General features: G+C 73.2%; 20 protein-coding genes. 11 read left to right on the plus strand and 9 right to left on the minus strand.

All coding sequences use genetic code 11. The annotated features are described in order from the left end of the window. Nucleotides 1-8: 8 nt before the first annotated feature. From HJ588_RS13000 to HJ588_RS13020, 5 genes are read right to left on the minus strand one after another with little or no spacing between them, the layout of a single operon-like run. Nucleotides 9-1,883, minus strand: coding sequence for a hypothetical protein (locus HJ588_RS13000; RefSeq protein WP_171156237.1), 1,875 nt, complete (start codon nucleotides 1,881-1,883; stop codon nucleotides 9-11). Next, nucleotides 1,876-2,724, minus strand: coding sequence for a hypothetical protein (locus HJ588_RS13005; RefSeq protein WP_171156239.1), 849 nt, complete (start codon nucleotides 2,722-2,724; stop codon nucleotides 1,876-1,878). The genes HJ588_RS13000 and HJ588_RS13005 overlap by 8 nt, the downstream gene beginning before the upstream one ends. A gap of 4 nt (nucleotides 2,725-2,728) precedes the next feature. Continuing rightward, the gene (locus HJ588_RS13010; protein ID WP_171156242.1) at nucleotides 2,729-5,137 is read right to left on the minus strand and encodes a glycosyltransferase; all 2,409 of its coding nucleotides are present in this window, start codon (nucleotides 5,135-5,137) and stop codon (nucleotides 2,729-2,731) included. Nucleotides 5,138-5,142: 5 nt separating this feature from the next. Continuing rightward, on the minus strand, nucleotides 5,143-6,219 hold the full coding sequence (gene pseI / locus HJ588_RS13015) for a pseudaminic acid synthase (protein WP_171156244.1): 1,077 nt from the start codon (nucleotides 6,217-6,219) through the stop codon (nucleotides 5,143-5,145). Continuing rightward, nucleotides 6,212-6,724 carry a GNAT family N-acetyltransferase gene (locus tag HJ588_RS13020; RefSeq protein ID WP_171156246.1) on the minus strand — a complete coding sequence of 171 codons (513 nt, stop codon included), beginning with the start codon at nucleotides 6,722-6,724 and terminating at the stop codon, nucleotides 6,212-6,214. Before HJ588_RS13020 ends, pseI begins: the two co-directional genes overlap by 8 nt. A 102-nt stretch (nucleotides 6,725-6,826) precedes the next feature. Between HJ588_RS13020 and HJ588_RS13025 the strand changes: the two genes are divergently transcribed. From HJ588_RS13025 to HJ588_RS13040, 4 genes are read left to right on the plus strand one after another with little or no spacing between them, the layout of a single operon-like run. Next, nucleotides 6,827-7,078 carry an acyl carrier protein gene (locus HJ588_RS13025; RefSeq protein ID WP_171156248.1) on the plus strand — a complete coding sequence of 84 codons (252 nt, stop codon included), beginning with the start codon at nucleotides 6,827-6,829 and terminating at the stop codon, nucleotides 7,076-7,078. Next, on the plus strand, nucleotides 7,075-8,292 hold the full coding sequence (locus tag HJ588_RS13030; RefSeq protein WP_171156251.1) for an AMP-binding protein: 1,218 nt from the start codon (nucleotides 7,075-7,077) through the stop codon (nucleotides 8,290-8,292). Before HJ588_RS13025 ends, HJ588_RS13030 begins: the two co-directional genes overlap by 4 nt. Beyond that, nucleotides 8,285-9,031: an SDR family NAD(P)-dependent oxidoreductase gene (locus HJ588_RS13035; RefSeq protein ID WP_171156253.1), complete on the plus strand. Its 747-nt coding sequence runs from the start codon at nucleotides 8,285-8,287 to the stop codon at nucleotides 9,029-9,031. The genes HJ588_RS13030 and HJ588_RS13035 overlap by 8 nt, the downstream gene beginning before the upstream one ends. Before the next feature lie 10 nt (nucleotides 9,032-9,041). Continuing rightward, nucleotides 9,042-9,467, plus strand: a complete 426-nt coding sequence (locus HJ588_RS13040; protein ID WP_171156255.1) for a hypothetical protein — start codon at nucleotides 9,042-9,044, stop codon at nucleotides 9,465-9,467. Nucleotides 9,468-9,475: 8 nt separating this feature from the next. Here the strand turns inward: HJ588_RS13040 and HJ588_RS13045 are convergent, their stop codons facing one another. Beyond that, the gene (locus tag HJ588_RS13045) at nucleotides 9,476-10,933 is read right to left on the minus strand and encodes a hypothetical protein (protein WP_171156257.1); all 1,458 of its coding nucleotides are present in this window, start codon (nucleotides 10,931-10,933) and stop codon (nucleotides 9,476-9,478) included. Between the two features lie 60 nt (nucleotides 10,934-10,993). Between HJ588_RS13045 and HJ588_RS13050 the strand changes: the two genes are divergently transcribed. The 4 genes from HJ588_RS13050 to HJ588_RS13065 are packed head-to-tail and all read left to right on the plus strand — an operon-like array spanning nucleotide 10,994 to nucleotide 14,601. Next, nucleotides 10,994-11,878, plus strand: a complete 885-nt coding sequence (locus tag HJ588_RS13050) for a glycosyltransferase family 2 protein (protein WP_246242432.1) — start codon at nucleotides 10,994-10,996, stop codon at nucleotides 11,876-11,878. 1 nt (nucleotide 11,879) lies between these two features. After that, nucleotides 11,880-12,830 carry a polysialyltransferase family glycosyltransferase gene (locus HJ588_RS13055; RefSeq protein WP_171156260.1) on the plus strand — a complete coding sequence of 317 codons (951 nt, stop codon included), beginning with the start codon at nucleotides 11,880-11,882 and terminating at the stop codon, nucleotides 12,828-12,830. Between the two features lie 59 nt (nucleotides 12,831-12,889). Next, nucleotides 12,890-13,639 carry a hypothetical protein gene (locus tag HJ588_RS13060; protein ID WP_171156261.1) on the plus strand — a complete coding sequence of 250 codons (750 nt, stop codon included), beginning with the start codon at nucleotides 12,890-12,892 and terminating at the stop codon, nucleotides 13,637-13,639. Beyond that, nucleotides 13,636-14,601: a DNA-3-methyladenine glycosylase family protein gene (locus tag HJ588_RS13065; protein WP_171156263.1), complete on the plus strand. Its 966-nt coding sequence runs from the start codon at nucleotides 13,636-13,638 to the stop codon at nucleotides 14,599-14,601. The genes HJ588_RS13060 and HJ588_RS13065 overlap by 4 nt, the downstream gene beginning before the upstream one ends. A gap of 29 nt (nucleotides 14,602-14,630) precedes the next feature. Here HJ588_RS13065 and HJ588_RS13070 read toward each other — a convergent pair whose 3' ends face one another. From HJ588_RS13070 to cofD, 3 genes are read right to left on the minus strand one after another with little or no spacing between them, the layout of a single operon-like run. Next, nucleotides 14,631-15,899, minus strand: coding sequence for a carboxylate--amine ligase (locus HJ588_RS13070; RefSeq protein ID WP_171156265.1), 1,269 nt, complete (start codon nucleotides 15,897-15,899; stop codon nucleotides 14,631-14,633). Between the two features lie 10 nt (nucleotides 15,900-15,909). Continuing rightward, nucleotides 15,910-16,965, minus strand: coding sequence for a coenzyme F420-0:L-glutamate ligase (locus HJ588_RS13075; RefSeq protein ID WP_171156267.1), 1,056 nt, complete (start codon nucleotides 16,963-16,965; stop codon nucleotides 15,910-15,912). After that, nucleotides 16,962-17,930, minus strand: a complete 969-nt coding sequence (cofD, locus tag HJ588_RS13080) for a 2-phospho-L-lactate transferase (protein ID WP_171156269.1) — start codon at nucleotides 17,928-17,930, stop codon at nucleotides 16,962-16,964. The genes HJ588_RS13075 and cofD overlap by 4 nt, the downstream gene beginning before the upstream one ends. 189 nt (nucleotides 17,931-18,119) lie before the next feature. Here cofD and HJ588_RS13085 point away from each other — a divergent pair, with 189 nt between their 5' ends. From HJ588_RS13085 to HJ588_RS13095, 3 genes are read left to right on the plus strand one after another with little or no spacing between them, the layout of a single operon-like run. Continuing rightward, nucleotides 18,120-18,380 carry a WhiB family transcriptional regulator gene (locus HJ588_RS13085; protein WP_171157204.1) on the plus strand — a complete coding sequence of 87 codons (261 nt, stop codon included), beginning with the start codon at nucleotides 18,120-18,122 and terminating at the stop codon, nucleotides 18,378-18,380. Between the two features lie 53 nt (nucleotides 18,381-18,433). After that, nucleotides 18,434-21,610 carry a glycosyltransferase gene (locus tag HJ588_RS13090; protein ID WP_171156271.1) on the plus strand — a complete coding sequence of 1,059 codons (3,177 nt, stop codon included), beginning with the start codon at nucleotides 18,434-18,436 and terminating at the stop codon, nucleotides 21,608-21,610. Continuing rightward, nucleotides 21,607-23,076 (plus strand): DUF5719 family protein, encoded by a 1,470-nt coding sequence (locus HJ588_RS13095; RefSeq protein ID WP_171156273.1) that lies wholly within the window; start codon nucleotides 21,607-21,609, stop codon nucleotides 23,074-23,076. Before HJ588_RS13090 ends, HJ588_RS13095 begins: the two co-directional genes overlap by 4 nt. Nucleotides 23,077-23,097 lie beyond the last annotated feature (21 nt).

A 23,097-nucleotide genomic window follows, 5' to 3' on the forward strand; every position in this document is an offset into this window, starting at 1 on the left:
GCCGTGTCCTACTTCTTGTTCTTCGCCGCCCGGGTGCGCTGAGCGCGTTTGACGACGCGGTCGACACCGGCGGTGAGTTCGCCGAAGCTGCGCACCTGCGCGGTCCGCTTCACCAGCCGCGCGGCGACTCCCGCACGGGTCGGAGCAGCCGCGGCGCCTGCGCCACCGCCGCCGCCGGGCCGCATGTTGCGGATCACCTGCTCGCGGGTGCGCAGTTGCTTGTCCCGGAAGCCGATCGTGCGTTCCAGTCCGAAGATGTGCCCCTGCGCCTCGGCCAGCTCGCGGCGGGCCTGCGCTGCGTCGGCGAAGGCGGTGCGCAGGTCCGGCACCGTGCCGGACGGCTGCGGCCGCGACCGGCCGATGGCGTCGGCGAGTGCGCGGGCCTGCGCGATCTCCTCGCGGGCCGGTTCGGCACCGGACGCCATCTCGACCCACATCCCGACGAGGGCCTCCCCCTGCACGTGATCGGGCCACGGCTGCCGGACGTGCTCGCGGCGGAGCCGGTCCTGCAACAGCCAGAACGCGGCGGCGAGGGCGTCGGTCGTGCCCACGCTCTCGGTCCACCGGGCTCCGTCGGCGCCCGGGGCGAAATCGCGCCCGGTGACGTGCAGGTTGTCGAAGGTGATCACCCGGCGCTCAGTCACCGGCACCGACTGCACGTAGGCACCCACGGCCTGCGCGAGCTCGCGGAAGGCCGGCACGTCGCCGGCCGTCGCCTGGTCGACGAACAGGTCCTCGACGGTGGCGGTCAGGTGCAGCTGTGGCGGCACGAGCTCCGGGTCGATGTCGACCCGGGCGTCGGCGTCACGCTGTGGTGCGGTCTGCGCGGACAGGTAGTGCGCCGTCTCGGACGGCTGGGCGGTGTCGCGTTCCTCGACCTCGGTCGCGGCGTCGTCCGGCCACTCGGCGGAGCGCACGTCGGCCGCCGACAACACGGCGAGATTGCCTGTGGTGTCGTCGAATTCGCCGATCACCAGGGTGCCGTCGGGAGACACCCGTGCGAGGTCGAAGTCGGCCGATGTCCCGAGCAGGACCAGGCCCCCGTCGGCCGCGTCGGCCAGGCGGCGGCCGCGAGCCAGGGTGCGGATCAGCTCGTCCGGCTGCGCGAGCAGCGGGCGCCGATGCGCGTGCGCCGCATCGATCGCATAACCGGTGATCGCCGGGGGCGCCTGGTCCAGCGTCTCGGGCGCCCCACTCGCCAGCAGCCGCGGGGCGGCCGTCGGGCCGAACACGGCGACCAGGTCGCCGGCTGCGTCGCCGGTCACCGTGGCGACGAGCGCGAGCAGGCCCTCCGCGGTGGTCGGCCGGGTCGGGTCGGCGTGGAAGGCGCGGAACTCGTCGTCGCCGTGCCGATCCTTGGCCGGCCGGGCATCCAGCACGTTGACCGGCGCCGCGTCGTAGGCGTGGGTGAAGGCGACACGGGCGTCCGGCGTCGCCAGGCCCAGCAGCAGCCGGAGGGTGTCGTCGAAGGGGAGTGGCTCGGAGTCGTAGGACAGCACCCGGTCGAGCCCGTCGAGCGCGACGACGACCGAGAACGGTTCCGGCGCGGACTCCACGAAGCCGTCCAGGCTGCCCGCGACGACCTCCGCCGGCAGCCCCTGCGAGGCCAGGGCAGTCGCGTCCGGGGTGCCGCGGACCAGCACGGTCGGTGTGGAGTCGGTGGCCGCCGCGACGGCGGAAACGAGTGCGGGGGAGTGCGGGCCGACGATCAGCACCCGGTCGGCCGCGCCGAGGCCGAGCCGCTGCACCACCGACTCCAGCAGCGGGCCGCCGGCGGCATACGACCGGCCGGAGTAGTCGCTCCAGGGGTCCTGCATCGTCCCGCGGACCACCGCGGGCATCGTCGGTGCGACCTCGAGGGTCGTGGCGTCCGGCTCAGTCATTGGTGCTCCCGTCGAACATGGTGTGTCGGACCTCGTACGGCGTGAGTCGGAAGTCGGCTCCGAGCTCGTGCCGGGTGATCTGTGCGGCGGCGTTCTGGTCGATGTCCTTGCCGATCAGCTCCGGCCACTGACGCTCGACGCGGGCATTGCCGCCGAAGCGCGCGTCCTCCCCGTCCATCAGCATCGGATCGCCGTAGACCGCGACCTCGCAACCCGCGGACGCGCCGTAGAGGATCGCGCTCGACAGCCGGTTGGCCGCGACGCGCCGGTGCCGGCGGATCGCGGCGAGTTGCTTGTAGAGAAAGTCGGGGTCGGTGCCGAGGTAGGAGAAGCCGCGACGCCCGAAGCTGATGACGTCGAAACCGGCGTCGAGGTAACGGTTGCGCACCTCCGGCCGGTCGTACTCGGTGTAGTAGAGCGAGAACGTCACCGGGCCGTCCTCGGTCTCGCGGATCTCGTCGATCAGGCGCTGGTGGTCGCCGTGGATCTTGCCGCCCTCCCACCCGTGGAACAGGAACCACAAGGTCCCCTCGCGCTCGATCGGCTTGCCGTTGTCCTCGTCGAAGAGGCCGAGCGTCGGCTCGAGCTCCTGCAGGTAGAGCCAGGGCGAGCCGACGACGTGGTAGTTGCGTCGCCCGAGAGCGTAGCCGCGCTGCGCGACGTCCGGGCTCCACACGAATCGCGTTGCGCCGTCGAAGAACTCGTGCGTGGGGTTGAAACCGTCGGCGACGTTCCAGCCGTGCTGGAGATAGCCGCGGATCCGTGGGGGCGCCGCGTCGTCGAGACCGGCGTAACGAGCCATGATGTGCGCGTGGCCGTAGTAGTGGTTGTGGTGGTGCATCAGCTCACTTTCCTCCGGACTGCGGGGCCCGAGCGGCGGTCGCGGGCACGTCGAACCGGACGTCGACCTGCAGTGTGTCACCGTGCGGACGCAGCGTGCCGCGTCGCCGGTCGCCGGTGCAGACCAGCGGCAGACGGCTGACGAGCAACGTCTCCGGCAGCACCGCGGTCGACAGGTCGTTCTCGGCGCTGGTGCTGAAGAGTGTCCAGGTGACGAGGCTGGCGAGCGGGTCCACCTCGTGCGGGACCCCCTCCACGTCGAGCAGGTCGGCGACCGGCACCCGGACCGTCCAGTCCGTGCCGGTGACGCTCGTCGCCGCCACCTCGACGTAGTCCTCGGTGCCGGGCAGGTAGCGCCGCCAGGAGAGCACCCAGTCGCCGTCGGCAGCAAGCGACCGCCCGCGGACCACCAGGTCCGGGCCGTCGAGCTCCGCGCTGTCGGCGACCAGCCGGACTGCGGATTCCCAGAGGTTGGCGTAACCGGCAGCGGACCGGGTCAACCGGAACTGGTTGTCCCCGACCCGGCTGATCACACTGCGCCGTCCGGCGTCCCAGAGCAGCGGGTGGTGCTTGCCGCCGGCGCGCACCTGGATGCCGCGGGTGGTGATCCGCAGGAACGGATCGTCGTCATCGGTGCGTGCGGCGACTTCGGACAGCGGGATGCGGCCGATCAGGTGGGTCGCGCCGCCGTCGATGCGACAGGTCGCCGGGTAGCGCAGGTCCTCGGCGTAGCGGTTGCCGGGCAGGACGAACTGCGCGACCTGCAGCGGGCGCGGGGCGCGGGCGGTGAGCACCAGGTCGTCGCCGTCCACCTCGCCGGCGGTGATGGTCCACGGCGCGACGTGCCAGCTGAGGAGAAGCTCCCCGCTGCGGTTCGAACTCGGCTGGACCCACAGCTGATCGGTGAGAAACCCGCCCTCGGGGAAGGTCGCGCTGCCGGGTCGCAGACCACGCAGCAGGCCGTTGCGTCGCGCACCGCCGCTGCTCAGCTGAAGGTCGAATCGCACCGGCGCCTCCGCGGCACCCCATCGGGCGAGCGTCGCGCGGTCGATGACCATCTCGAAGCCGCAGTAGGCGAGTTGGCCGTGCGAGTCGACGTCCTCGAACCGGCGGACCGGGACCTGCTCGCGGATCGCGCTGGACACCGCGAACACCCGCAGCGAGCTGTCGGCACCGGTCGGCAGGTGCCGGACCTCGGCGACCGCACGGACATGCAGACCGTCGTCCTCCCAGCGGACCGCGTTGACGGTCGTGCGCAGGGCCAGATCCTTGGCCGGGGAGAGGAAGACGTCCTTCGGCAGATAGGACCTGCCGTGGCCGGGGTAGGCGTACTCGTATCGGCCGAGGCTGCGCGGCACCTTGAACGCGCGGGCGCCGCCGCGCAGTCCGCCGTCGCGGCGGAACACCGCGAGCTCACGCAGGAGTTCGACGTCCCGGGCGAGCATCGCGTGATACTGCAGCTGGTCGTAGCGGGTGCGCTGCTGCAATGCGTCGATGCCGAGTCGCTCAACGAGCTCGTGGCCGAGGTCGATGAGTTGATAGCACTCATCCTCGGTGGCGGTCGCGAACGCCTGCACGATCGAGACGAAGTCGGACTCCGCGAGCATGACGTGGGTGCGCAGGCGCACGGGTTTCGGCGCGGCGGCGACGAGGTCGACGACCATGCTCGCCGACCGGACGCGATCGAGCAGGTTGTCGTAGCGGAAGACCTGCTGGGTGATCGAGTCGCCTGATTCACGCTCCCGCCAGTAGTAGACCGGCTGGGAGAGGATGTCCACGGTCACCGCATCGAGGTGGGCCTTGAGCGTGACCGGGTAGTCCTCGTAGCGGATCGCCGGGAACTCGTAACCGAACTCGTCCCAGAAGTCGCGCCGGTAGACCTTGTTCCACACCATCCGGTCGCGGGCCAGCACCGGATGATCGAAGACGTGCGTCGCGAACCGCGTGCGGGCGAACGCGTGCAGCTGGGCCCATGACGGCTTGACACCGCTGGAGTTGTTGAAGCGCCGGGCGTTGCCGCCGACGAACGACGAGCCGGTGGTGTCCAGCGCCTCGATCATGCGGCTGAACCCGTGCCGAGTCACCAGGTCGTCGCTGTCGACGAACGTGAGGTACTCGCCGGCCGCGTGTTCGGTGCCGGTGTTGCGGGCCGGTCCGAGGCCGCCGTTCTCGCGGGTGACCACCCGGAAGCGCGGGTCCTGCGCGGCATACGCCTCGGCGACCGAGCGGCTGCCGTCCGGCGAGCCGTCGTCGACCATGATCACCTCGATGTCGCTGAGGTGCTGCACCCGGATCGACTCGAGGCAGTCGCCGATGTAGTTCTCGACGCCGTAGAACGGGACGACGACCGACAGGCGAGGCTTCGAGCCCAGGCGACGGACCGTCGAGGGGGCACTGACGGAAGGCTGCGCCATCGAGGTCAGACCAGGTCCCAGCTGAGGGCCGTGCCGCGCTTGACGTCGGTGGCGAAGGTGCGGCCCTCGACGACCTCGAACAGGTCGGGTGCGAGGCCGCCGGCCGGGCGGATCGAGCGCACATTGTGGCCGGTGACGCGCTCGCCGGCGCGCACGTCCTGCACGACATACAGCGAGCGACGGAAGCGCAGCCCCTCGCGCTCGCCCTCCTTGGCGCCGATGGTCGGCTGACCCAGGCACTGCCAGGCGATCTCGGATTCGCGCACCAGTGCTGCGAGTTCGGCCGGTTCGAGCGAGAACGACGAGTCGACCCCGCCACCCTCGCGGGCCAGCGTCACGTGCTTCTCGACCACGACCGCGCCGAGCGCGACCGCGGCCAGCGGGGCGCCGATGCCGGGGGTGTGGTCGGACAGTCCGATGTGGGCGTCGAACGCGTCGCGCATCACCGGGATGCCGCGCAGGTTGGACTCCTCGGGGTTGGCCGGGTAGTCGGCGGTGCAGGACAGCACGATGATCCGCTCGTTGCCGGTGCTGCGCGCCGCGGCCACCGCGGCGTCGATCTCGCTGATCGAGGCCATGCCGGTGGAGATGATGATCGGCTTGCCCTTGCTCGCGGCCAGGCGGATCAGCGGCAGGTCGACGATCTCCGACGACGCGATCTTGTATGCCGGGGTGTCCAGCGACTCCAGCAGGTCGACGGCGGTCGGGTCGAACGGCGACGAGAAGCAGGCCAGGCCAAGGGAATTGGCCAGCTCGAAGATCGGCTCGTGCCACTCCCAGGGGGTGTGCGCCTCCTGGTAGAGGTCCCACAGGGTGCGCCCGCCCCACAGCTCGTGCCCGTCGGACAGCCGGAAGTCCGGGGCGTCGGACTCGATGGTGATGGTCTCCGGCTTGTAGGTCTGCAGCTTGACCGCCTGCGCGCCGGAGTCGGCGACCATGCGGACGATGTCGAGCGCCTTGTCCAGGGAGCCGTCGTGGTTGCCGGACACCTCAGCGATGATGAACGGCCGGTGGCCCGGACCGATCTGGTGTTTGCCGATGGTGATGTCGGGCAGTCGGGAGTGGTCTGGCTGGTCAGTCATTCGGCATTCTCCTGCGTCGGATGGTGTGCACGACGGTCGGCTCTCCGGCGATCTCGCGCTCCTGCGTGTCGATCTCCTCGAACCCGTTGCGGGTGTTCATGCGGCGGACGGCCTCGTTGGCGTCGAGCACCTCGCCGCGGAGCTCGTCCAGGCCGAGCCCGGCATCGGGTTGTGCGAAGGCGAACTTGACCGCCTCGCGCTGGATCTTGATCCATGCCGGCAGCAACTCGCCGCGCGCGCCGAGGCCCTCGTTGTCGAGGTAGTAACCCCACATCGCCGACTTGGCGTCCTCGTCGATGTCGAAGAAGGTCACCACGCCCGCCGGCTCGCCGCCGCGTTCGTAGATGAACACCCGGCGGGCCGGATTGTCCTGCAACGACTGCCAATAGGCGTCGTGCTGCTCGGGGGAGATGACCTCACGGTTGAGGGAGACCGCGCGCACGTCGGGGTGGTTCCGCCATACGCGCACCAGCTCCTTGTCCGCATCGGTGGCGGGGCGAAGCAATCGAGCCTCCGGAAGGAAAGTGCGGGCGGGTATGGCGTGGCTGCAGGGCAGGCCCAGCCGTCTACACTACAGCAGGCCGATTCGACTACCACGGAGGTTCTTTTGTCCACGCTGAGCCGTGATCAGGTGCGCACGATGATGGGAGAGGTGCTCGCGACGCAGGGCAAGGAGCTTCCCGCCGACGACAGCACCCGGCTCGACGCGATCGGCTTCCGTTCGCTCGACTTCTCCGAGCTGGCGCTGCGGGTCGAGGACGAGCTGGACACCGAGCTCAACTTCGACGCGCCCGAGCTGCGCTCCATCGAGACCGTCAGCGACGTGCTCGACTTCGTCGACCAGCTGCAGCAGGCGTGAGCCAACCGGCCGGCGCGGGCAACCGCATCGTCACCAGCCGGTATGACGGCACCTGGGCCGGCCTGCCGGGGTGGCCCGAACTTCCTTCTGCCGCAGCGGTGCTCGTCGCCGACAACACCGACGCGGTGCGAGCCGTCTGGCAGCACGTCACCGACGGCGACCGGGAGACGCTGATCGCGACCGCCACCCGGGTGGAGGACGAGCAGGCCGAGGGCTTCCGCGCCGACGGCCTCGCGGTGGTGCGCGGCGACGTGGTGCAGCCGGCGACCGCGCAGCGCGCAGCGGACGGCGGACGGGTGTGGCTGCTCACCAGCGGCTCGACCGGCCGGCCGAAGCAGGTCGCCCACACGCTCGACTCCCTGACGACCGTCGCCGGCGACCAGCCGGCCCGGACCTGGCTGTGCCCCTACGCGACCGGCGCATACGCCTGGTGGCAGGTGGTGACGCTGTCGCTGTCGCTGCCCGGGCAGGACGTCGTCTTCGTCGAGCCGTCCCAGCTCGACGAGTGGCCGCAGCTGGCCCTGGAGCACGGCGTCACCGCCGCCTCCGGCACGCCGACCTTCTGGCGGCAGGCGCTCTGGCGCGCCGGCGACGTCGTCGCGCAGCTGAAGCTGGAGCAGATCACCCTCGGCGGCGAGCCGGTCGACCAGGCGATCCTCGACCGGCTGCGCGAGGTCTTCCCGGACGCCCGGATCTCCTGGATCTACGCCTCCTCCGAGGCCGGTGCCGCGATCGCGGTGCACGACGGGCGGGCCGGTTTCCCGCAGGCCTGGCTGGACCGGGAGACCGCCGGCCGGCCGCGCCTGTCGGTCGCGGACGGCGAGCTGGTGATCGCCTCGCAGAAGGCTGCCGAGGGGATGGCCCCCGCCATACGCACCGGGGACCGGGTGGAGATCGTCGACGGCCGGGTGCTCATCACCGGCCGGATCGCGTCCGACGAGATCAACGTGGGCGGGTCCAAGGCGTCCGCGTCGAGCGTGCGCCGGGTGCTGCTCGACCACCCCGACGTCGTGTGGGCGGCGGTGCGCGGCCGCAAGGCGCCGCTGGTGGGCAACATGGTCGTCGCCGACGTGGTGCTGCGCGACGGTGCCGAGGCGGACACCGCACGCCTGCAAGCGTTTTGCGCGGAGCGCCTGCCCGACTATTCCGTGCCGCGCCGGATGCGCGTGCTGCCCGAGATCCCGATCAAGGAGACCCTGAAGAGCGATGTCTGAAGTTGAGCCGATCCCCGCCGCGTCGTGCGTGCTGATCACCGGTGGGTCCCGCGGGCTCGGGCTGGAGCTGGTGCGCGACGCGCTGCGCCGCGGCGCCAAGGTCGCGACCTTCTCGCGGTCGATCACCCCGGAGCTGCAGGCACTCGCCGACGAGCACCCCGACACGCTCTTCGTCGGGTCGGTGGACATCACCGACGACACCGCGGTGAAGCAGTTCATCAAGGACGCGTCGGCCAAGCTCGGGCCGATCGACTCGCTGGTCAACAACGCCGCGATCGGGCAGGACTCGATGCACGTGCACACCTCGCCCGACCGCATCGCCCAGATCGTCACCACCAACCTCACCGCGCCGCTGGTGCTGACCCGGCAGTTCATCCGGCACGCGATGGCCAAGGCCGGTCGCGGCCGCATCGTGATGGTGACCTCGGTCGGCGCCCAGCGCGGCTACTCCGGCCTGGTCACCTACGCCGCGACCAAGGGCGGCCTCGACTCGGCGATGCGCACCCTCGCTCGTGAGATGCACGGCCGCTTCCTGGTCAACTCGGTCGCGCCGGGCTTCTTCGCCTCGGAGATGTCGTCGGTGCTCGGCAACGAGCAGTTGTCGGCGATCAGTCGCCGCACCCCCTCCGGGCGGATGGTGACCCCGGAGAACATCGCGCCGGTGGTCGGTTCGCTGCTCTTCGACGACACCAACCTCAACGGTCAGGTCATCACCGTCGACGGCGGCAGCTCGATCTGACGGCGGCGTCATGGCGTCCTCGCGTGCACGGCAGGTCCTCTCGGTGTATGCCGTGCCCGGGCGCCTCACCGTCGGCGCCTCCCACCAGGTGCGCGCCGCCGGCGTCGGGGTGCGCTCCCACCTCGCGGACGGTCGCGGCGTGGTCTGGGATCCCGCCCTGCCACAAGGGTTTTCGGCCGCGATCGACGCGGAGATCCTGCTGCAGTCGGTGACCCCGCGGCTGGCGCGGCGGGTCGGCAGCGACGACCCGGCGATCGTCTGGCCGCGGTGGACCCGCTGCGAGGTCGCGGCGAAGCTGCTGGACCTGCCGGTGCTGTCCTGGCTGGCCTGGGACCGCCTGCAGCTGCCGGCCGACGTGGCCGCGCGCATTGACACCGCGCACGTGCGGGTCGGTGACGTGCTGGTCTGCTGCGGGGTGCGCGGGCCGGAGGGCTGACCGAGCGGTCAGCGCTGCCACCGGGCGCGGGCCGCCTCGACGATGCGCTGCGTCGGTGCCGTCATCAGGAAGAGCGCGCGGCGCGCCCGCGGCCCGTGCTCGGTCGCGATGGCGTGCTCCAGGGCCCGGACCCGTCGAGTCTGCTTGCCGAGGTCCGCACGCGCCGCGGCCAGCTGGGCGTCGCGCTCCTCCAGGGCGCCGCGCAGCTCGGCGATCCGGTCGGCCGCGGCGTCAGGTCGGGTGCGAGTGGGCTCGTGGCGGTCGGGCAGCGCAAGGGCGAGCCGGAGCGACTGCGCGTCCACCCACACCTGGTCGGGCAGGCCGACCATGGCGCCGAGTTCGTGGGCGAGTGAGTCGGCGGCGAGTTCCGGTGGGTAGCCGGCCGCGGCCCCGGGAGCGGTCGTCGCGTGGGCCAGGTCGAGCATGCCGTGTGCGACTGCGACCTCGACGGGTGGCGCGTGATCGCTGACGGGAGTGGGGGATTCGAGCTGGGTGAAGGTGCCGTCGGCGACGAGGGTGCGCCTCGGCACCGCGAGTGCGCGCCGGTCGGCCGGGAGCGTGCCCACCCACTGCGCGTATGACGACACCAGCCGCCGCAGGTCGAACTGCCGGTCGAGGCGCAGCGCCGTCAGCAGCTCGGCCTCCAGCGACCGGCCGGCCGTCGCGGGCACGTCGAGCGCGGGATCGCCGCCGAGGCGTCGGCTCCAGACCGGGGCGGCCGCCGGACCGGCGGCCCCTCGGGACACCAGCCAGCCGTCCGCCAGAGCGGGCAGCACGCCAGCGTCGACGGCGGTGGAAGTCGCCGGGTGGGTCGAGGTCAGCGCGCGCAGCAGCGCGCGCCCGCCTGGGTCCGAGACGACATCGAGGGCCGCCACGACGACCGGCTCGTCGTCGGTGGTCAGCACCAGATGTGTTGGCTGCCAGGGGAGTTCGTTGAGAGCGGGTGCGCGGTCGTCATACCCGTCGGTGCCGACCCACCACGCGTCGTCACCGTCGAGCCGGTGGACCGGGGGAGACGTCTCACGTCGGGCGCTCAGCGCGCCGGGCACGAACGCCACGAGCCGGCCGTCCGGCGTCAGGTGCCGGGCGGCTTGCTCGACGAGTTCGACGTGCGACCACCCGTCCGAGTCGGGGGTGAGCACGGCGCCGGGCGGATCGAGCAGGAGGACCAGGTCGGCCCGGACGTCGGAGGGCAGCCGGTCGAGGCCGCCACACCGCACATCGACGCCGGCGGCGTGCAGGGCCTCGGCGTCACGCTGTCCGCGCACGACCACCGTCGCGCCCGGGAAGTGGGGGTGCAGCTGTGCGGCCGTGCGGCCGAGCAGCAGCACCGACCCGGGCTCCCCGGCGGTCGCCCGCAGGTGGTCGCCGAGCACCCCCAGCGGGGCGGGCGGATCAGTCCAGTCGGGCATCTCGCCGCCGAGCAGCGGGACACCCCCGGTGGGCGCGGCGTTCGGGACGGACACGGCACGTAGCCTAATCTTCCGCACCAGCCACCGATCCGATTGGAGTCATCCGTGCCCGCGATGTCGAGGACCGACGGGTCCGCGTTGCCCACCGTCGGGGTGGCGATGCTCCACATGGGGGACCGGCCGGCGGAGCTGGCGCGGGCCCTGGAGACCCTGCGCGCCCAGGAGGGCGTCGCACTCGACGTCGTGATCGTCGGAAACGGCTGGGAACCGGTCGGATTGCCGGACTGGGTGCGCACCGTGCACCTCCCGGAGAACGTCGGCATCCCCGAGGGCCGCAACGTCGCGGCGCGCGAGGCGCGCGGCGAGCTCATCTACTTCTACGACGACGACGCGGCGCTGCCGACCACCGACGTGCTCGCCCGGCTGGCCGCCGTCATCCTCTCCGACGACGAGGTCGCGGTCGCGCAGCCGCGCGGGGCCGACCCGGACGGCAAGCCGTCGCCGCGGCGCTGGGTGCCCCGCTTCGACGTGCGCGACGGTGGCAAGGCCGGTCCGGCGACGTGGTTCTGGGAGGCGGTCTTCATGATCCGCCGCACCGCCTTCGAGCAGGTGGGCGGTTGGCCCGGCCGGTTCTTCTTCGGCCACGAGGGGATCGACCTCGCCTGGCGCCTGGTCGACGCCGGATGGCGGATCGAATACGTGCCGTCGATCGTCGTGCACCATCCCGCGACCAGCGCGGCACGGCACGCGATCTACTACCGCACCAACGCCCGCAACCGGGTCTGGGTCGCGCGCCGCAACCTGCCGGCGCCCCTCGTGCCGGTCTACCTCGGCGCCTGGACCGCGGTCACCCTCGCCCGGGTGCACGACCCGGAGGCGCTCAAGGTGTGGTTCAAGGGCTTCGCCGAGGGTGTGCGCACCGACGCCGGGGAGCGCCGGCCGATGTCCTGGCGCACCGTGGGGCGGCTGACCCGGGCCGGCCGGCCGCCGGTGATCTGAGGTGCAGGTCGTCGTCACGGGAGTGCGCAGCCGCACCCACCTGATCCACCTGGCCGCCTACCTGCGTGACCTGCTCTCCCGCGGCGAGCGGCTCACCGTCACCTACCTCGGCGGCGGCACTTTCCTGGGGCACGCATCGGTGACCGAGACCGACGTCCGCCGCCTGCTGCCCGACGACCCCGCGCTGCAGGTGCGTTTCGTGAGCGGGCTCGCCGAGCTCGCCGCCGTCCCCGGCGACGTGACCTACCTGTCCGTCGGCGCCCCCGGCATCAAACCGTGGATTGCGTTGCGGCGAGCCGACATTCGCCGTCGCGTGACGACCGTCGTCACCGACGAGGGCATCGGCACCTATGGCGATTGGCGCACCCGCCGCGACGCGTGGCGGCGCCAGGGCGTGCGCGAACCGTGGACCACCACCCGCGCGCTCGCCATCGAGGGCGCGGTGCGCGGCCTGACCACCACCCGCTTCCCGATGTATGACGAGAGCCGCGATTTCGCGCTGCACCCGGGGATCGCCGCGGAGTTCCGGCGGCACAGCGGGGACGCCGCACCGGACCCGGCGGACGGGCGCGTGGTCTTCCTCGGGTCGCCGTGGGTCGAGATCGGTGCGTTGACGCCGCAGGCCTACCTCGCGCACGTCGACGGCATCGCGCGCCGGGTCGCCGCCGACGGCGGGCGCCTCGTCATACGGCCCCATCCGGCGGAGGACCCGGCCCGCTACGCCGGGCGTGAGGTGATCGCGGGTGACCTGCCTGCCGAGCTCGACCCGCAGGTGGTTGGCGCCTCGGCCGTGATCGGGGGCGCGAGCACCGCGCTGCTCAACCTGGCCGCGCTGCACGGCATGCCGGCGACGAGGGTGCTCACCCCCGGCCTGGAGCACCTGGAGAGCGAGCTGGGGGAGCGGCAGCGGGCTCTGCTGGACCGTTACCTGCGGCCGCCGGCCGGGGGCTAGGGGGCTCGGGTCCGCCTACCTGCCGGCACCGGTCGGTGTCGCCGGTTAGAGTCGATCCTGTGAAGGTCCCGTCCACGGCAGCAGCTCGCATCTCCGGCTCACCCAGCGTGCAACGCGCAGTGGACCGTGCCCGGCAGGCGGCACGCGACACCGCGTCCCGGCTGCCGCATCCGGCCGACCAGAAGGTGTCGCTGCGGGCCACCGACTTCACCGGCATCCGCACCACCGGGCTGTTGCTCGACGGTGCCGAGGCCCGGCTCGCGCGCAAGGCCGCTCGCCGCCTGGGCCTGCCGCGCACCCTCGACGACACCAGCGCCTGGGCGGCGTTCGGCGCGCTCGCGGCGCTGCTGCGCATCGTCGACGACGGCAGCCGCCGCTCGGTGGTCGTCGACACCGCCGGCCCACGGTCGGTCTTCACCCGCTGGGCGACCAAGATCGGCTTCGCACCGGTGCACGTCGACGTGATGCGCGCCGAGGTGGTCGGCACCGACGTCGACCCCGGCTCGGTCGACCTCGTCGTGCGGCTGCACCCGCACTCCAGCGACCCGCAGACGGTCGACGAGGATCTCGCCCGCGGCGCGTCCGCGCTGCGGCGCGGCGGGCTGATCATCGTCACGCTCCGTCTCGGCACCGACGATGCGGGTGGTGTCGGGGTGGCCGACCTGCGCTCGCTCATCGCCCGCGCCGACGAGCAGGGGCTGTCCCTGATCGGCGACATCCCGCTGGAGGAGGGCCGTCAGGCCCGCGCGGTCGCAGAGGGCGAGCCCGGCAACTTCGGGCTGGCGCTGCTGACCTTCCGGCGGCGGTGACGGCCCACCCGGCGACCGCCGACCACGCTCCGGGCCGGCCCGTGCCGCTCGGGTCAATCCTCGGTGCGCTGCGCCGCGGGGCCGGTGACCCAACCTGGCACCAGGAGCGCCACCAGCGCCATCAGGGCCACCAGAGCCACGGTGCGATCTGGCGGGCCTCCCGCACACCCGACGGGCCGGTCACCCTGCGGCTGCACCTCGAACCCGCGCAGACCGGCGACCGGGTGGTCGCCCGGGCGTGGGGGCCGGGCGCGGGATGGGCGCTGCAGGGTCTGCCCGCATTGCTCGGCGCCGACGACGACCCGAGCGGCTTCGCACCCCGCGAGGACGTGCTGCGGCGCGCCGCCCACACCCATCGGCACTGGCGGCTCGGCCGCACCCGGCTGGTGCTCGAGGCGCTGGTGCCGGCGATCATCGAGCAGCGGGTGACCGGCAAGCAGGCGTTCGGCGGCTACCGGCAGCTGGTCCGCAGGTGGGGCGCGGTCGCGCCCGGGCCGCCCGAGGCGATCGCCGCCATGCGGCTGATGGTGCCGCCGTCGGTCGAGCAGTGGCGGCGCATCCCGTCCTGGGAGTGGCTGCGGGCCGGCGTCGACGCCCAGCGCGCGGACACCATCGCGCGCGTGCTGCAGGTCGCGCCCCGGCTCGAGGAATGCTCGGCGTTGCCGTGCGAAAACGCTTGGCAACGCTTGCGATCGGTGCGCGGCGTGGGCGTGTGGACGGCGGCCGAGACGATGCAGCGAGCGTGCGGTGACGCCGACGCCGTCAGCTTCGGCGACTATCACGTCGCCAAGGACATCGGCCACGCACTCACCGGGTCACCCGTCGACGACGAGCAGCTGGAGCGCCTGCTGCGGCCCTATGCCGGGCACCGCTTCCGCGTGCAGTTCCTGGTGACCGCCCAGCGTCTCGGGCCGGCGCGTCGTGGCGCGCGGCTCGCCATACCGACGCACCTGCCGGGGTAGTCGGGCCGTGTTTTGGGAGAGCCCGTCGGTCAGAGGCCAGTGTCGGTGGGGCGCGGGTAGGTCCGCAGGAACTTGCGCACGTGGTTGGTCGTCATCGCCAGCACGCTGGCGCGCCGCTGGGGTGAGCCGTCCGCCGGGTTGGCGAGCGGGTGCGCGACCCGCCCCTGCCGCATGAGCCGCACCACCCGCGAACGCAGTGCCCGCTCGGGCAGGTAGCGCAGCAGGAGCAGCCGCGGCACCACGCTGTAGACGAGGTGCGCGGTCGCGCGCTCCTGCGGCACCGACCGCCCCGCGACCAGGTCCTCGACCGGGAAGCGGGCGACGTTGTGGCCGGCGGCGGTGACGTAGTAGTTGTTGCGGCCGATGCGCGGGTTGACCTCGAAGAAGACCAGCTCACCGGTGCGCGGGTCCTGCTTGAAGTCGAAGTTGGCGAAGCCGAAGTAGTCGGCCGCGTCGAGGAAGCGGGCGGCCGGCTCCATCGCCTCGGTGAAGTCGCCGGTGAGGATCGCGGCCGGGATGCCGAGCGCGTCCGGGGTGTGCTCCTGCAGCAGCACCCGGCCGGTCGCGAGCAGCGTGACCTCGCCGTGGCTGTCGCGGTATGCCGTCAGCGAGCCGAGCTGCGGCTCGCCGCCGGGCACGAACTCCTGCAGCAGGAACGTCCCGGCATACCCCGCCGCCCGGAGGCGGAGCAGGACGATCTCGAGCTCCGCGCGGCCCGCGAAGTGGTGCACCTTCTGCTTCCCGACGAAGTCGACCGCGTGGTAGTCGGCGCTCGAGGCCGGCTTGCCGATCAACGGGTAGCGCAGCGGCACGTCGAGTGCGGCGACGGCCGCGTCGTCGTCGAGGTCGGGCAGGTGCACCGCGACCGTGCGCGGGGTGGCGATGCCGAGCTTCTCGCACAACGCTGCGAAGCGCTCCTTGTCGGAGACGGCGTCGAAGGTCTCCGGCGACGGGAGCACCAGGCGGTAGTGCGGCTCCAGCTGCTCCCGGTGCGCGGAGAGGGTCCGCACGAACCAGTCGGCGTTGGTCATGAGCAGGCGGATGCGGCCCGGGTGCTGCTGGGCGAGCTCGACGAGGGTCTGCACCAGCACGGTCTCGTCGGCGATGCCGCGCTGGACGAGGACGTCGGCGATCCGGGTGTCGATGAAGGGCGACGGTTCGACGGAGCTGATGGCGACGCCGCGCACGCCGTACTCCTCGTGGAAGGCGCGCAAGAGTGCGTAGGCGCCGATGTCGCCGCCGACGACGACGGGCAGCAGGGCGGACGGATCGAAGTCGTGACGGTCGGCTTCGGGCATGGCTGCGATGTTAGCCAGGCGCCCCGCCCGGATCGGACACGGTCACCCGCACCCCGGCGCCGTCCCGCGCTGACCGCGCGTCCAGTCGTTCGCCGGCGAGCGCGACCTCCAGCCGAGCCCAGGCGCGACCGAGAGCCACCGCGTCGTCGCTCGAAAGTTGTATGACGACAGCGGTTTTCGACGCGCTCACGATCTGCGGGTCGGCGGCGTCACCGGCCGCCAGTGCGACGCGGGCGGCTCGTGCGACGCGCTCGGCGAGCGGCTCGGGGTGCACCGACTCGATGCCGACAGCCTCCGACTCGGCGGTGCCGGGAGCGACGCCGAGCGCCGCGCGCACGGCCTCGGCGCGGCCCATCCCGAACCAGTCGCCGGGGCCGGTGCGGACCAGCTCGGCGGCACCCTCCGTGCTCGGGCCGACCAGGGCGTCCAGGCCGCGCACGAGGGCCACCGGCACCCGCTCGAGCTTGCCCTTGACCAGGTCGGCGGCGGCGGCGATCTCGTCGGCCAGGTTGCGCAGGGTGACCGCCAGGTCGCGGCCGTGGGTGTCCGGCAGGCCGCGCAGGTCGTCGAACGGCGCGAGGTGGGACAGCCCGAGCGCGAAGTCGGTGACGCCCGCGCGCCACGGGCGCCCCGAGGTGTCGCTGAGCACCACCCCGATCGGCGGCGCAGGGTCGCCCCATGCGCCCCGGAGGGCGACGCGGATGTCGTCCGCGGCCCGGTCCGGGTCGTGCGGCAGCAACAGGATGCGTTCGTCCTGCGCGTTGGAGGCGTCGATGCCGGCGCCCGCCATGACCGGGCCGGCCGCGGAAACGACCACGCGAGTAGGGGATCCGGTGGTGGCGCGCTCGCTGACGACGCCGACCGACTCCTGCAGCACCAGGGCCGGTCGCGCGGCCGGATCGGCATACAGCCCGAGCGCCTTGGAGACGATCTTGCTGGTGACCACGACCACGTCGCCGGTCTCGAGGGTCATCCCGGCGGCGCGCAGCGCGGTCGCGATCAGGCTGCCGAGGTCGTCGCCGGCCTGCACCTCGGGCATGCCCGGCACGGGCACGATCGAGATCACGAGCGCAATGAAAGGCCGAGATCGACTGTGGAAGCTGCGATTTCGGCTGCGGCGTCGATGTCGGTCATCAGCAGCGGCACGGCGTCGACGGCGATCGAGGCACCGGCCATGCTGGCTTCGTCGGCCTTGTCCACCAGCCAGCCGTCGAGGAAGTCGGCGTAGAGACCGGCGACCCCGTCCGGCGTGACCGGGATGCCGATCGCGGTGAGGCAGGCGTCGGCGTGACCGCGCACCGGTGCGCCGCCGACCAGGGGCGAGACGCCGACCACCGGCGCCTTGGTGCCGCGGAGCGCGTCGCGCACGCCGGGCACCGACAGGATGATGCCGATCGAGACGACCGGGTTGCTCGGCGGCAGGATCACCAGGTCGGCGCCGCGGATGGCGTCGAGCACCCCCGGCGCGGCGGCCGCCTGGTTCATGCCCGCGACCACGAAGCGCTGCGCCGGCAACGACGCCTGATGGCGAACCCACCACTCCTGGAAGTGAATTGCCCGCTGCTCGCCGTCCTCCTCGACCACCACGTGGGTCTCGACGGGGGTGTCGGTCATCGGCAGCAGCGTCACGCCCTGCTCGGGCAGGCCCCACCGGGTCGCGAGGCGCTCGACGACGCCGCTGAGCGGGACGCCCTGGCCGAGCCACTGGCTGCGCACGATGTGCGTGCCGAAGTCGCGGTCGCCGAGCCCGAACCACTGCGGCGTGGCGCCGTATGCCGCGAGTTCGCCTTGTACGACGAAGGATTCGTCGGCGCGGCCCCAGCCCTGCCCCTCGTGGACGCCGCCGCCGAGCGTGTAGAGCAGCGTGTCGAGGTCGGGGCAGACCCGCAGTCCGAAGAGGGTGATGTCGTCGCCGGTGTTGCCGATGACCGTCAGCGTGTGCGGCCCGTCGTCGCGGGTCTGCAGGTGCTGCAGGAGGCCGCGCAGGAAGCGTGCTCCGCCGACTCCGCCGGCCAGTGCGGTGATGCGCATTCGTTCATGGTGTCACGCACGCACCGTCCATCCCGAGGCAGGCCGGACCGTGCAACGCACTCGCGTGTGTCGCGAAAATCGTTGGGGCGGCAAGGACCCGGGCTTGACGGATCGTAATGACACGCGTGTAATTAGGCCCGTCAACGTCAGCAGGACTTTTCAGGAGGAGCCGTGCAGGAGTTCACTCTTTTGACCTTGCACGAAGGGCTCGAAGCAGACGAGGAGTTGACGGAGCTCTCGTGGCAGGAGCGCGCGCTGTGCGCGCAGACCGACCCCGAGGCTTTCTTCCCCGAGAAGGGCGGATCCACCCGCGAGGCCAAGAAGGTCTGCGTCGGGTGTGAGGTCAAGGCCGAGTGCCTCGAGTACGCCCTCGCGAACGACGAGCGCTTCGGCATCTGGGGCGGCCTGTCCGAGCGAGAGCGTCGCAAGTTGAAGAAGCGGGCGGTCTGACCACGACCCAAGCCCGGCTCACCCGGTACTCAGCCGAGCTGGACCGTGCCGGGTTGTCGGCGACCGATGACGACGTCGACACTGCGCTCGCCGTCACCGCACTGCTGGTCGTGCAGCACGCCGACCACCCCCATCTGACCGACACCCTGCAGGCGCTCGCCGCGTCGACGCGCGCCCCCGACCGCCTGGTGATCGTGGACGCGACGCCCGGCCGGGACATCCCCGAGCGGCTCGCCGACCACGAGGAACTCGGCGCGGCATACCCCACGATGTCGGTGGTGACCGTGCCGAGCGGCACGCCGTTCGCCGAGATCGTCGACACCGCGGTGACCGCGCTGCCCGACCCCGGCGAGGACGTCGTGGTCGCGCTGCGCTCGCGGCGGCGGGCCCGCAAACGGCCGGTGCGCCCGCGCGACCGGGACGAGTGGCTCTGGCTGCTGCACGAGGACACCGCACCCGCGCCCGACGCCCTTGAGCGGCTGCTCGCGGTCGCCTCCCGCAGCGACCGCATCGGCATCGCCGGCTGCAAGGTGCTCGACAGCGACGACCCGCGCCGGCTGGTCAACGTCGGGCTGGACCTGACCCGGACCGGACGCCACGTCGGCTCCCGGATGCAGGGCGAGCCCGACCAGGGTCAGCACGACGACCGGCGCGACGTGCTCGGCGTGAGCAGCGCCGGGATGCTCGTGCGGCGCGACGTCTACCTCGTGCTCGGCGGCTTCGACCCGGCATTCGACGGAGACGGTGACGGTCTGGACCTGGCCTGGCGGACACACCTCATCGGCCGGCAGGTCGTCGTCGTTCCCGCCGCTCGGGTGCGCCAGGACCTCGGCGGCAAGGACAGCGACGTCGACCGGCCCGCACCCCGCAGCCCGCGCACGCTGCGCCGGCACCGGCAGGTGGCCCTCGCCCGGTGCTCGCTGCTCACCCTGCCGGTGATGGCGCTCTGGATCCTGCTGAGCTGCACTGCGCTCGGCGTCGTCATGCTCCTGCTCAAGAGGCCGCGCCGGTCGCTCGCCGAATTTGCCCAGGCCACAGCGCCGTTCGGCATCGCCCGCATCCTCGGCGCCCGCTGGCGCTTCGTCGGACGGGCCACCACGCGGCGGCGCAACCTGCGCGGCGTCTTCGTGCCGTGGACCGGCGCGGTCGGCCACGCCCTCGACTCCATCGGTGACGCGGTCGCCATCGAGCCGACGCGGCGCGACATCGCCACGCCCGGGTCGACCGAGACCGGTCCGGTGCCCGACGAGGCCGAGGCGATGCCCGCCTCCACGCGCGCCGGAGGCGTGCTGCGCAACCCCGGCGTCCCCCTCGTGCTGGTGCTGCTCGTCGTCGCCGGCTTCTGCTGGCGCGACCTGATCACCGGCGGGGCGGTCCGCGGCACCGGCAACGGCCTGGCCGGCGGAGCGCTCCAGCCCTTCGCGACCGACGCCGCCGGCGTCTGGCGGATGTGGCGCGACTCGTGGACCGGCAGCGGGCTCGGCGAGGCGGCGACGCCCACGCCATACCTCGTGGTGCTGGCGCCGCTTGCCTGGCTGGTCCAGCAACTGCCCGGGGTGCACGGCTCCGCCTCGGCCGCCGCGGTCGTCGCCTGGCTGCTCGTGCTGGCGATGCCGCTCTCCGGGCTCGTCGCCTACCGCGCCGGCCGCGTCGCCACCCACGCGCGCTGGCCGCGTGCCGCCGCCGCCCTCGCCTGGGCGACCCTGCCGACCCTCACCACCGCGGTCGCCGCCGGCCGCATCGGCGCGGTCGTCGGCCACATCGTCTTCCCCTTCGCACTGGCCGGTGCCTTCGAGATCGGCCGTCGCCGCGCCAGCACACCGGTCACCTGCGGCACCGTGCTCGCCGCGGCGCTGGTCGGCGCGTTCGCGCCGCCGCTGCTGATCGTCGTCTCGCTCGTGGCGCTGCCCTCGGTGCTGCTCGGACCCGGCTGGGCACGGCTGCGCGGCGCGGTCGTCGCGGTGGTGCCGTGGCTGTTGCTCGGCTGGTGGACCCGTGCACTCTTCAGCGACTGGCGGGCCGTGCTCGCCGGCCCGGGCGGGCTCGACGTGCCGCGCGACCTGCCCGCCTGGCAGCTCGCGCTGCTGCACCCCGGCGGACCGGGCTCGTATGCCGTGCTGGCGTCCCTGCCGGTGCTGGTGCTCGGCGTGGCCGGCCTGCTGCGCACCGGCTTCGGCAAGGCATCTTCCGGTCTCGCGCTCGTCGGGCTGCTTGGCCTCGGGGCGGGCCTGGCCGCGGGGCACCTGGACCTGGTGCAGTGGGCGGACGGCCCGCGCACCCCGTGGGCCGGGTTCGGCCTCGACGTGCTCGCCGCGGCGCTGCTCGGCGCCGCGCTGCTCGGGGTGCGCGGAGTGCTCGCCGAACGCCGCGGACCGGCGCCCGCAGCGATCCGCCGGCCGCTCGAGATCCTCACCGCTCTCGCCTGCGTCGTCTTCGTCGCGGTCGCCGCGCTCGTGGGCTGGAAGGCACAGCCGACGCCGTCGCTGCGGGCCGCGCCCGCGGGGCCGCCCAGCGTGATCGCCGAGCAGGTCGGCGGCCCCGCCGCCGTGCGCGTGCTGCGGCTGACCGTCGGTGACTCCGGGGTGCTGACCTACCGGCTGGACGGACGGGAGACCGGGGCGCCCGCGGCGTCGCTGCGCCAGGCGCCACTTAGCGGGGGCGCTCCCACCGCCGGCGTCGTCGCCGGTCTGGTGCAACCGGGTGCGGGCGCCGACGCGGCCCGCGGATTGCGAGACCTGGCAGTCGGTTTCGTCGTGGTCGACGGCCCCGGAGACCGAGCCGGAGTCTCCGACGCACTGCAGCAGGTCGCCGGGCTCACCCAGCTGTCGGCGGCGGCGAAACAGTCGATCTGGCGGGTCGACGGTGCCGCCCCGAGCAGCCGGCTCTGGCTCGAGCAGGGTGGCCGCGCAGTCGGCGCCCTGCCCTCCACCGTCGCGCACGCGCGGTCGATCACCCGGGTGCCGGCCGGCCCGGACGGCCGCTCGCTGGTGATCGCCGAGGGTGCGGGCTGGCAGACCCACGGCCGGGTCACCGTCGACGGCACGCGGATCGAGCCGGTGGTGGCCGACGGACTGCTGCGCTACCCGATGCCGGCCGCCGGCGGCCGGCTCGTGGTCGACCCCGGCCTCGCGCACGACACCGTCAACCTGGCGCAGGGCGCGCTCGCCGCCGCACTGATCTTCCTCGCCGTGCCGTTCGGCAACCGCCGGTCCCGCAGGAGCGCCGCATGAACGCCACCGGGATCGCTCGCGCGGTGGTCGCCGTCGCCGTCGGCGCGGGGATGGTCTGGGGTGCCGGTCAGGCCACCGGCACCGTCGACACCACCCGCCGGTCCGACGCGCGGCAACTCCGCGACGACGCGACGTCGAGCGCGCTGCGGCAGGTCAGCCTCTCGTGCCCCGGCCCGGACCGGGCCGGGGCCGCCGGCAGTGGCGGCCAGGGCCAGTCGGTGACCGTGCTGGCCGCGTCCGCACCGGCCGCACTGCTCGGCGGGACGGGATCCGGCGGCGCGTCGTCCGGGGGCACCGTGACCCTCACCGGTGCCGGTGGGAGGACGACCGATGTCGCCATACGACGTGGGGGAGTGGGGTCGGCGACGGTGAGCGGTGCAGTCGCTCCCACGCTGCAGGCCCGCGGCGGACTCGCCCCGGGTCTCGCCGGCAGCCAGGCCGGTCTGACCGACGACTCCTCCGGCCGTGGACTCACGCTGGCCGCGTGCGGCGCGCCGGTGCGCGACGGCTGGCTCTTCGGCGGCGGCACCGACAAGGGCCGGGTCGCCCGGCTCGTCGTGGCCAACCCGGGTGCCACGCCGGTCACGGTCGACGCCGCGGTGCTCGGTGCATCCGGCGTCGACGCCGGCAAGTCCGTGAAGGGCACCGTGCTGGCGCCGGGGGAGCGGAAGGTGCTGGTGCTGGGGGCGTTCGGCCCGGCGCTCGCGAGTGCCGCCATACATGTGACCGCGACCGGTGGCGGAGTGGTCGCCGCGCTCACCGACGCGTGGATGTCGGGCGAGACTGCGGTCGGCGAGGCGACCGCCGGGCCCGCCACACGGCCCGCGAAAAGCCTTGTGATCCCAGGAGTTTCGGCCTCCACCGCCGCGCCGCAGGTGCGCGTCGCGGTGCCGGGGTCCGAGGACGCGATCGTCCGGGTGCAGGCGGTCAGCACCTCCGGAGCCGTGGCCGCCGACACGGTGCAGACCGTCCCCGCCGGCAGTGCCGGCGCGGTGACCCTGAGCGGGCTGGCCGCCGGCACCTACGCACTGCGGGTGACCGCCGACGTGCCGGTGGCGGCCGCCGCGCTCAGCCGCACGGGACCCACCGGGACGACCGACATCGCCTGGGCGCCCGCCGCAGACGCCGTCGCCGGCTTGACCGGTGGCGCGTTGCCGACGGCGGTCCCGGGCGCGCGGTCCGCGCTCATGCTCGTCGCACCGAAGGGTGTGACCGTCGATGTCCAGACCGTCACCGCCGGCGGCAGTCACACCTCCCGCGTGGCACTGCGGGCAGACCGGCCGCTCGAGCAGCAGCTGCCGAGCGATGTGCGCGCGGTCTGGGTGCGGCCGGCCGGCACGGCGGCGGTGCACGCCGCGGTGACGGTGAGGGGCAAGGATGCCAAGGGCGCTCTGCTCGCGACGATGCCGCTGCAGCCGGTGTCGACCTCCGGCACCTCGGTGTCGATGGTCCCGGCGCGCGACTGACCCCGGGCTGACACTGCGACT

The organism is Flexivirga aerilata, assembly GCF_013002715.1.
In the GTDB taxonomy this organism is placed as follows: Bacteria; Actinomycetota; Actinomycetes; order Actinomycetales; family Dermatophilaceae; genus Flexivirga; species Flexivirga aerilata.

Bases quoted from the DNA above. Each gene is read 5' to 3' on its own strand.
- HJ588_RS13000 (WP_171156237.1), bottom strand. From the start codon at position 1,883: ATGACTGAGCCGGACGCCACGACCCTCGAGGTCGCACCGACGATGCCC.
- HJ588_RS13005 (WP_171156239.1), bottom strand. From the start codon at position 2,724: ATGCACCACCACAACCACTACTACGGCCACGCGCACATCATGGCTCGT.
- HJ588_RS13010 (WP_171156242.1), bottom strand. From the start codon at position 5,137: ATGGCGCAGCCTTCCGTCAGTGCCCCCTCGACGGTCCGTCGCCTGGGC.
- pseI (WP_171156244.1), bottom strand. From the start codon at position 6,219: ATGACTGACCAGCCAGACCACTCCCGACTGCCCGACATCACCATCGGC.
- HJ588_RS13035 (WP_171156253.1), top strand. From the start codon at position 8,285: ATGTCTGAAGTTGAGCCGATCCCCGCCGCGTCGTGCGTGCTGATCACC.
- HJ588_RS13040 (WP_171156255.1), top strand. From the start codon at position 9,042: ATGGCGTCCTCGCGTGCACGGCAGGTCCTCTCGGTGTATGCCGTGCCC.
- HJ588_RS13050 (WP_246242432.1), top strand. From the start codon at position 10,994: ATGTCGAGGACCGACGGGTCCGCGTTGCCCACCGTCGGGGTGGCGATG.
- HJ588_RS13070 (WP_171156265.1), bottom strand. From the start codon at position 15,899: ATGCCCGAAGCCGACCGTCACGACTTCGATCCGTCCGCCCTGCTGCCC.
- cofD (WP_171156269.1), bottom strand. From the start codon at position 17,930: ATGCGCATCACCGCACTGGCCGGCGGAGTCGGCGGAGCACGCTTCCTG.
- HJ588_RS13095 (WP_171156273.1), top strand. From the start codon at position 21,607: ATGAACGCCACCGGGATCGCTCGCGCGGTGGTCGCCGTCGCCGTCGGC.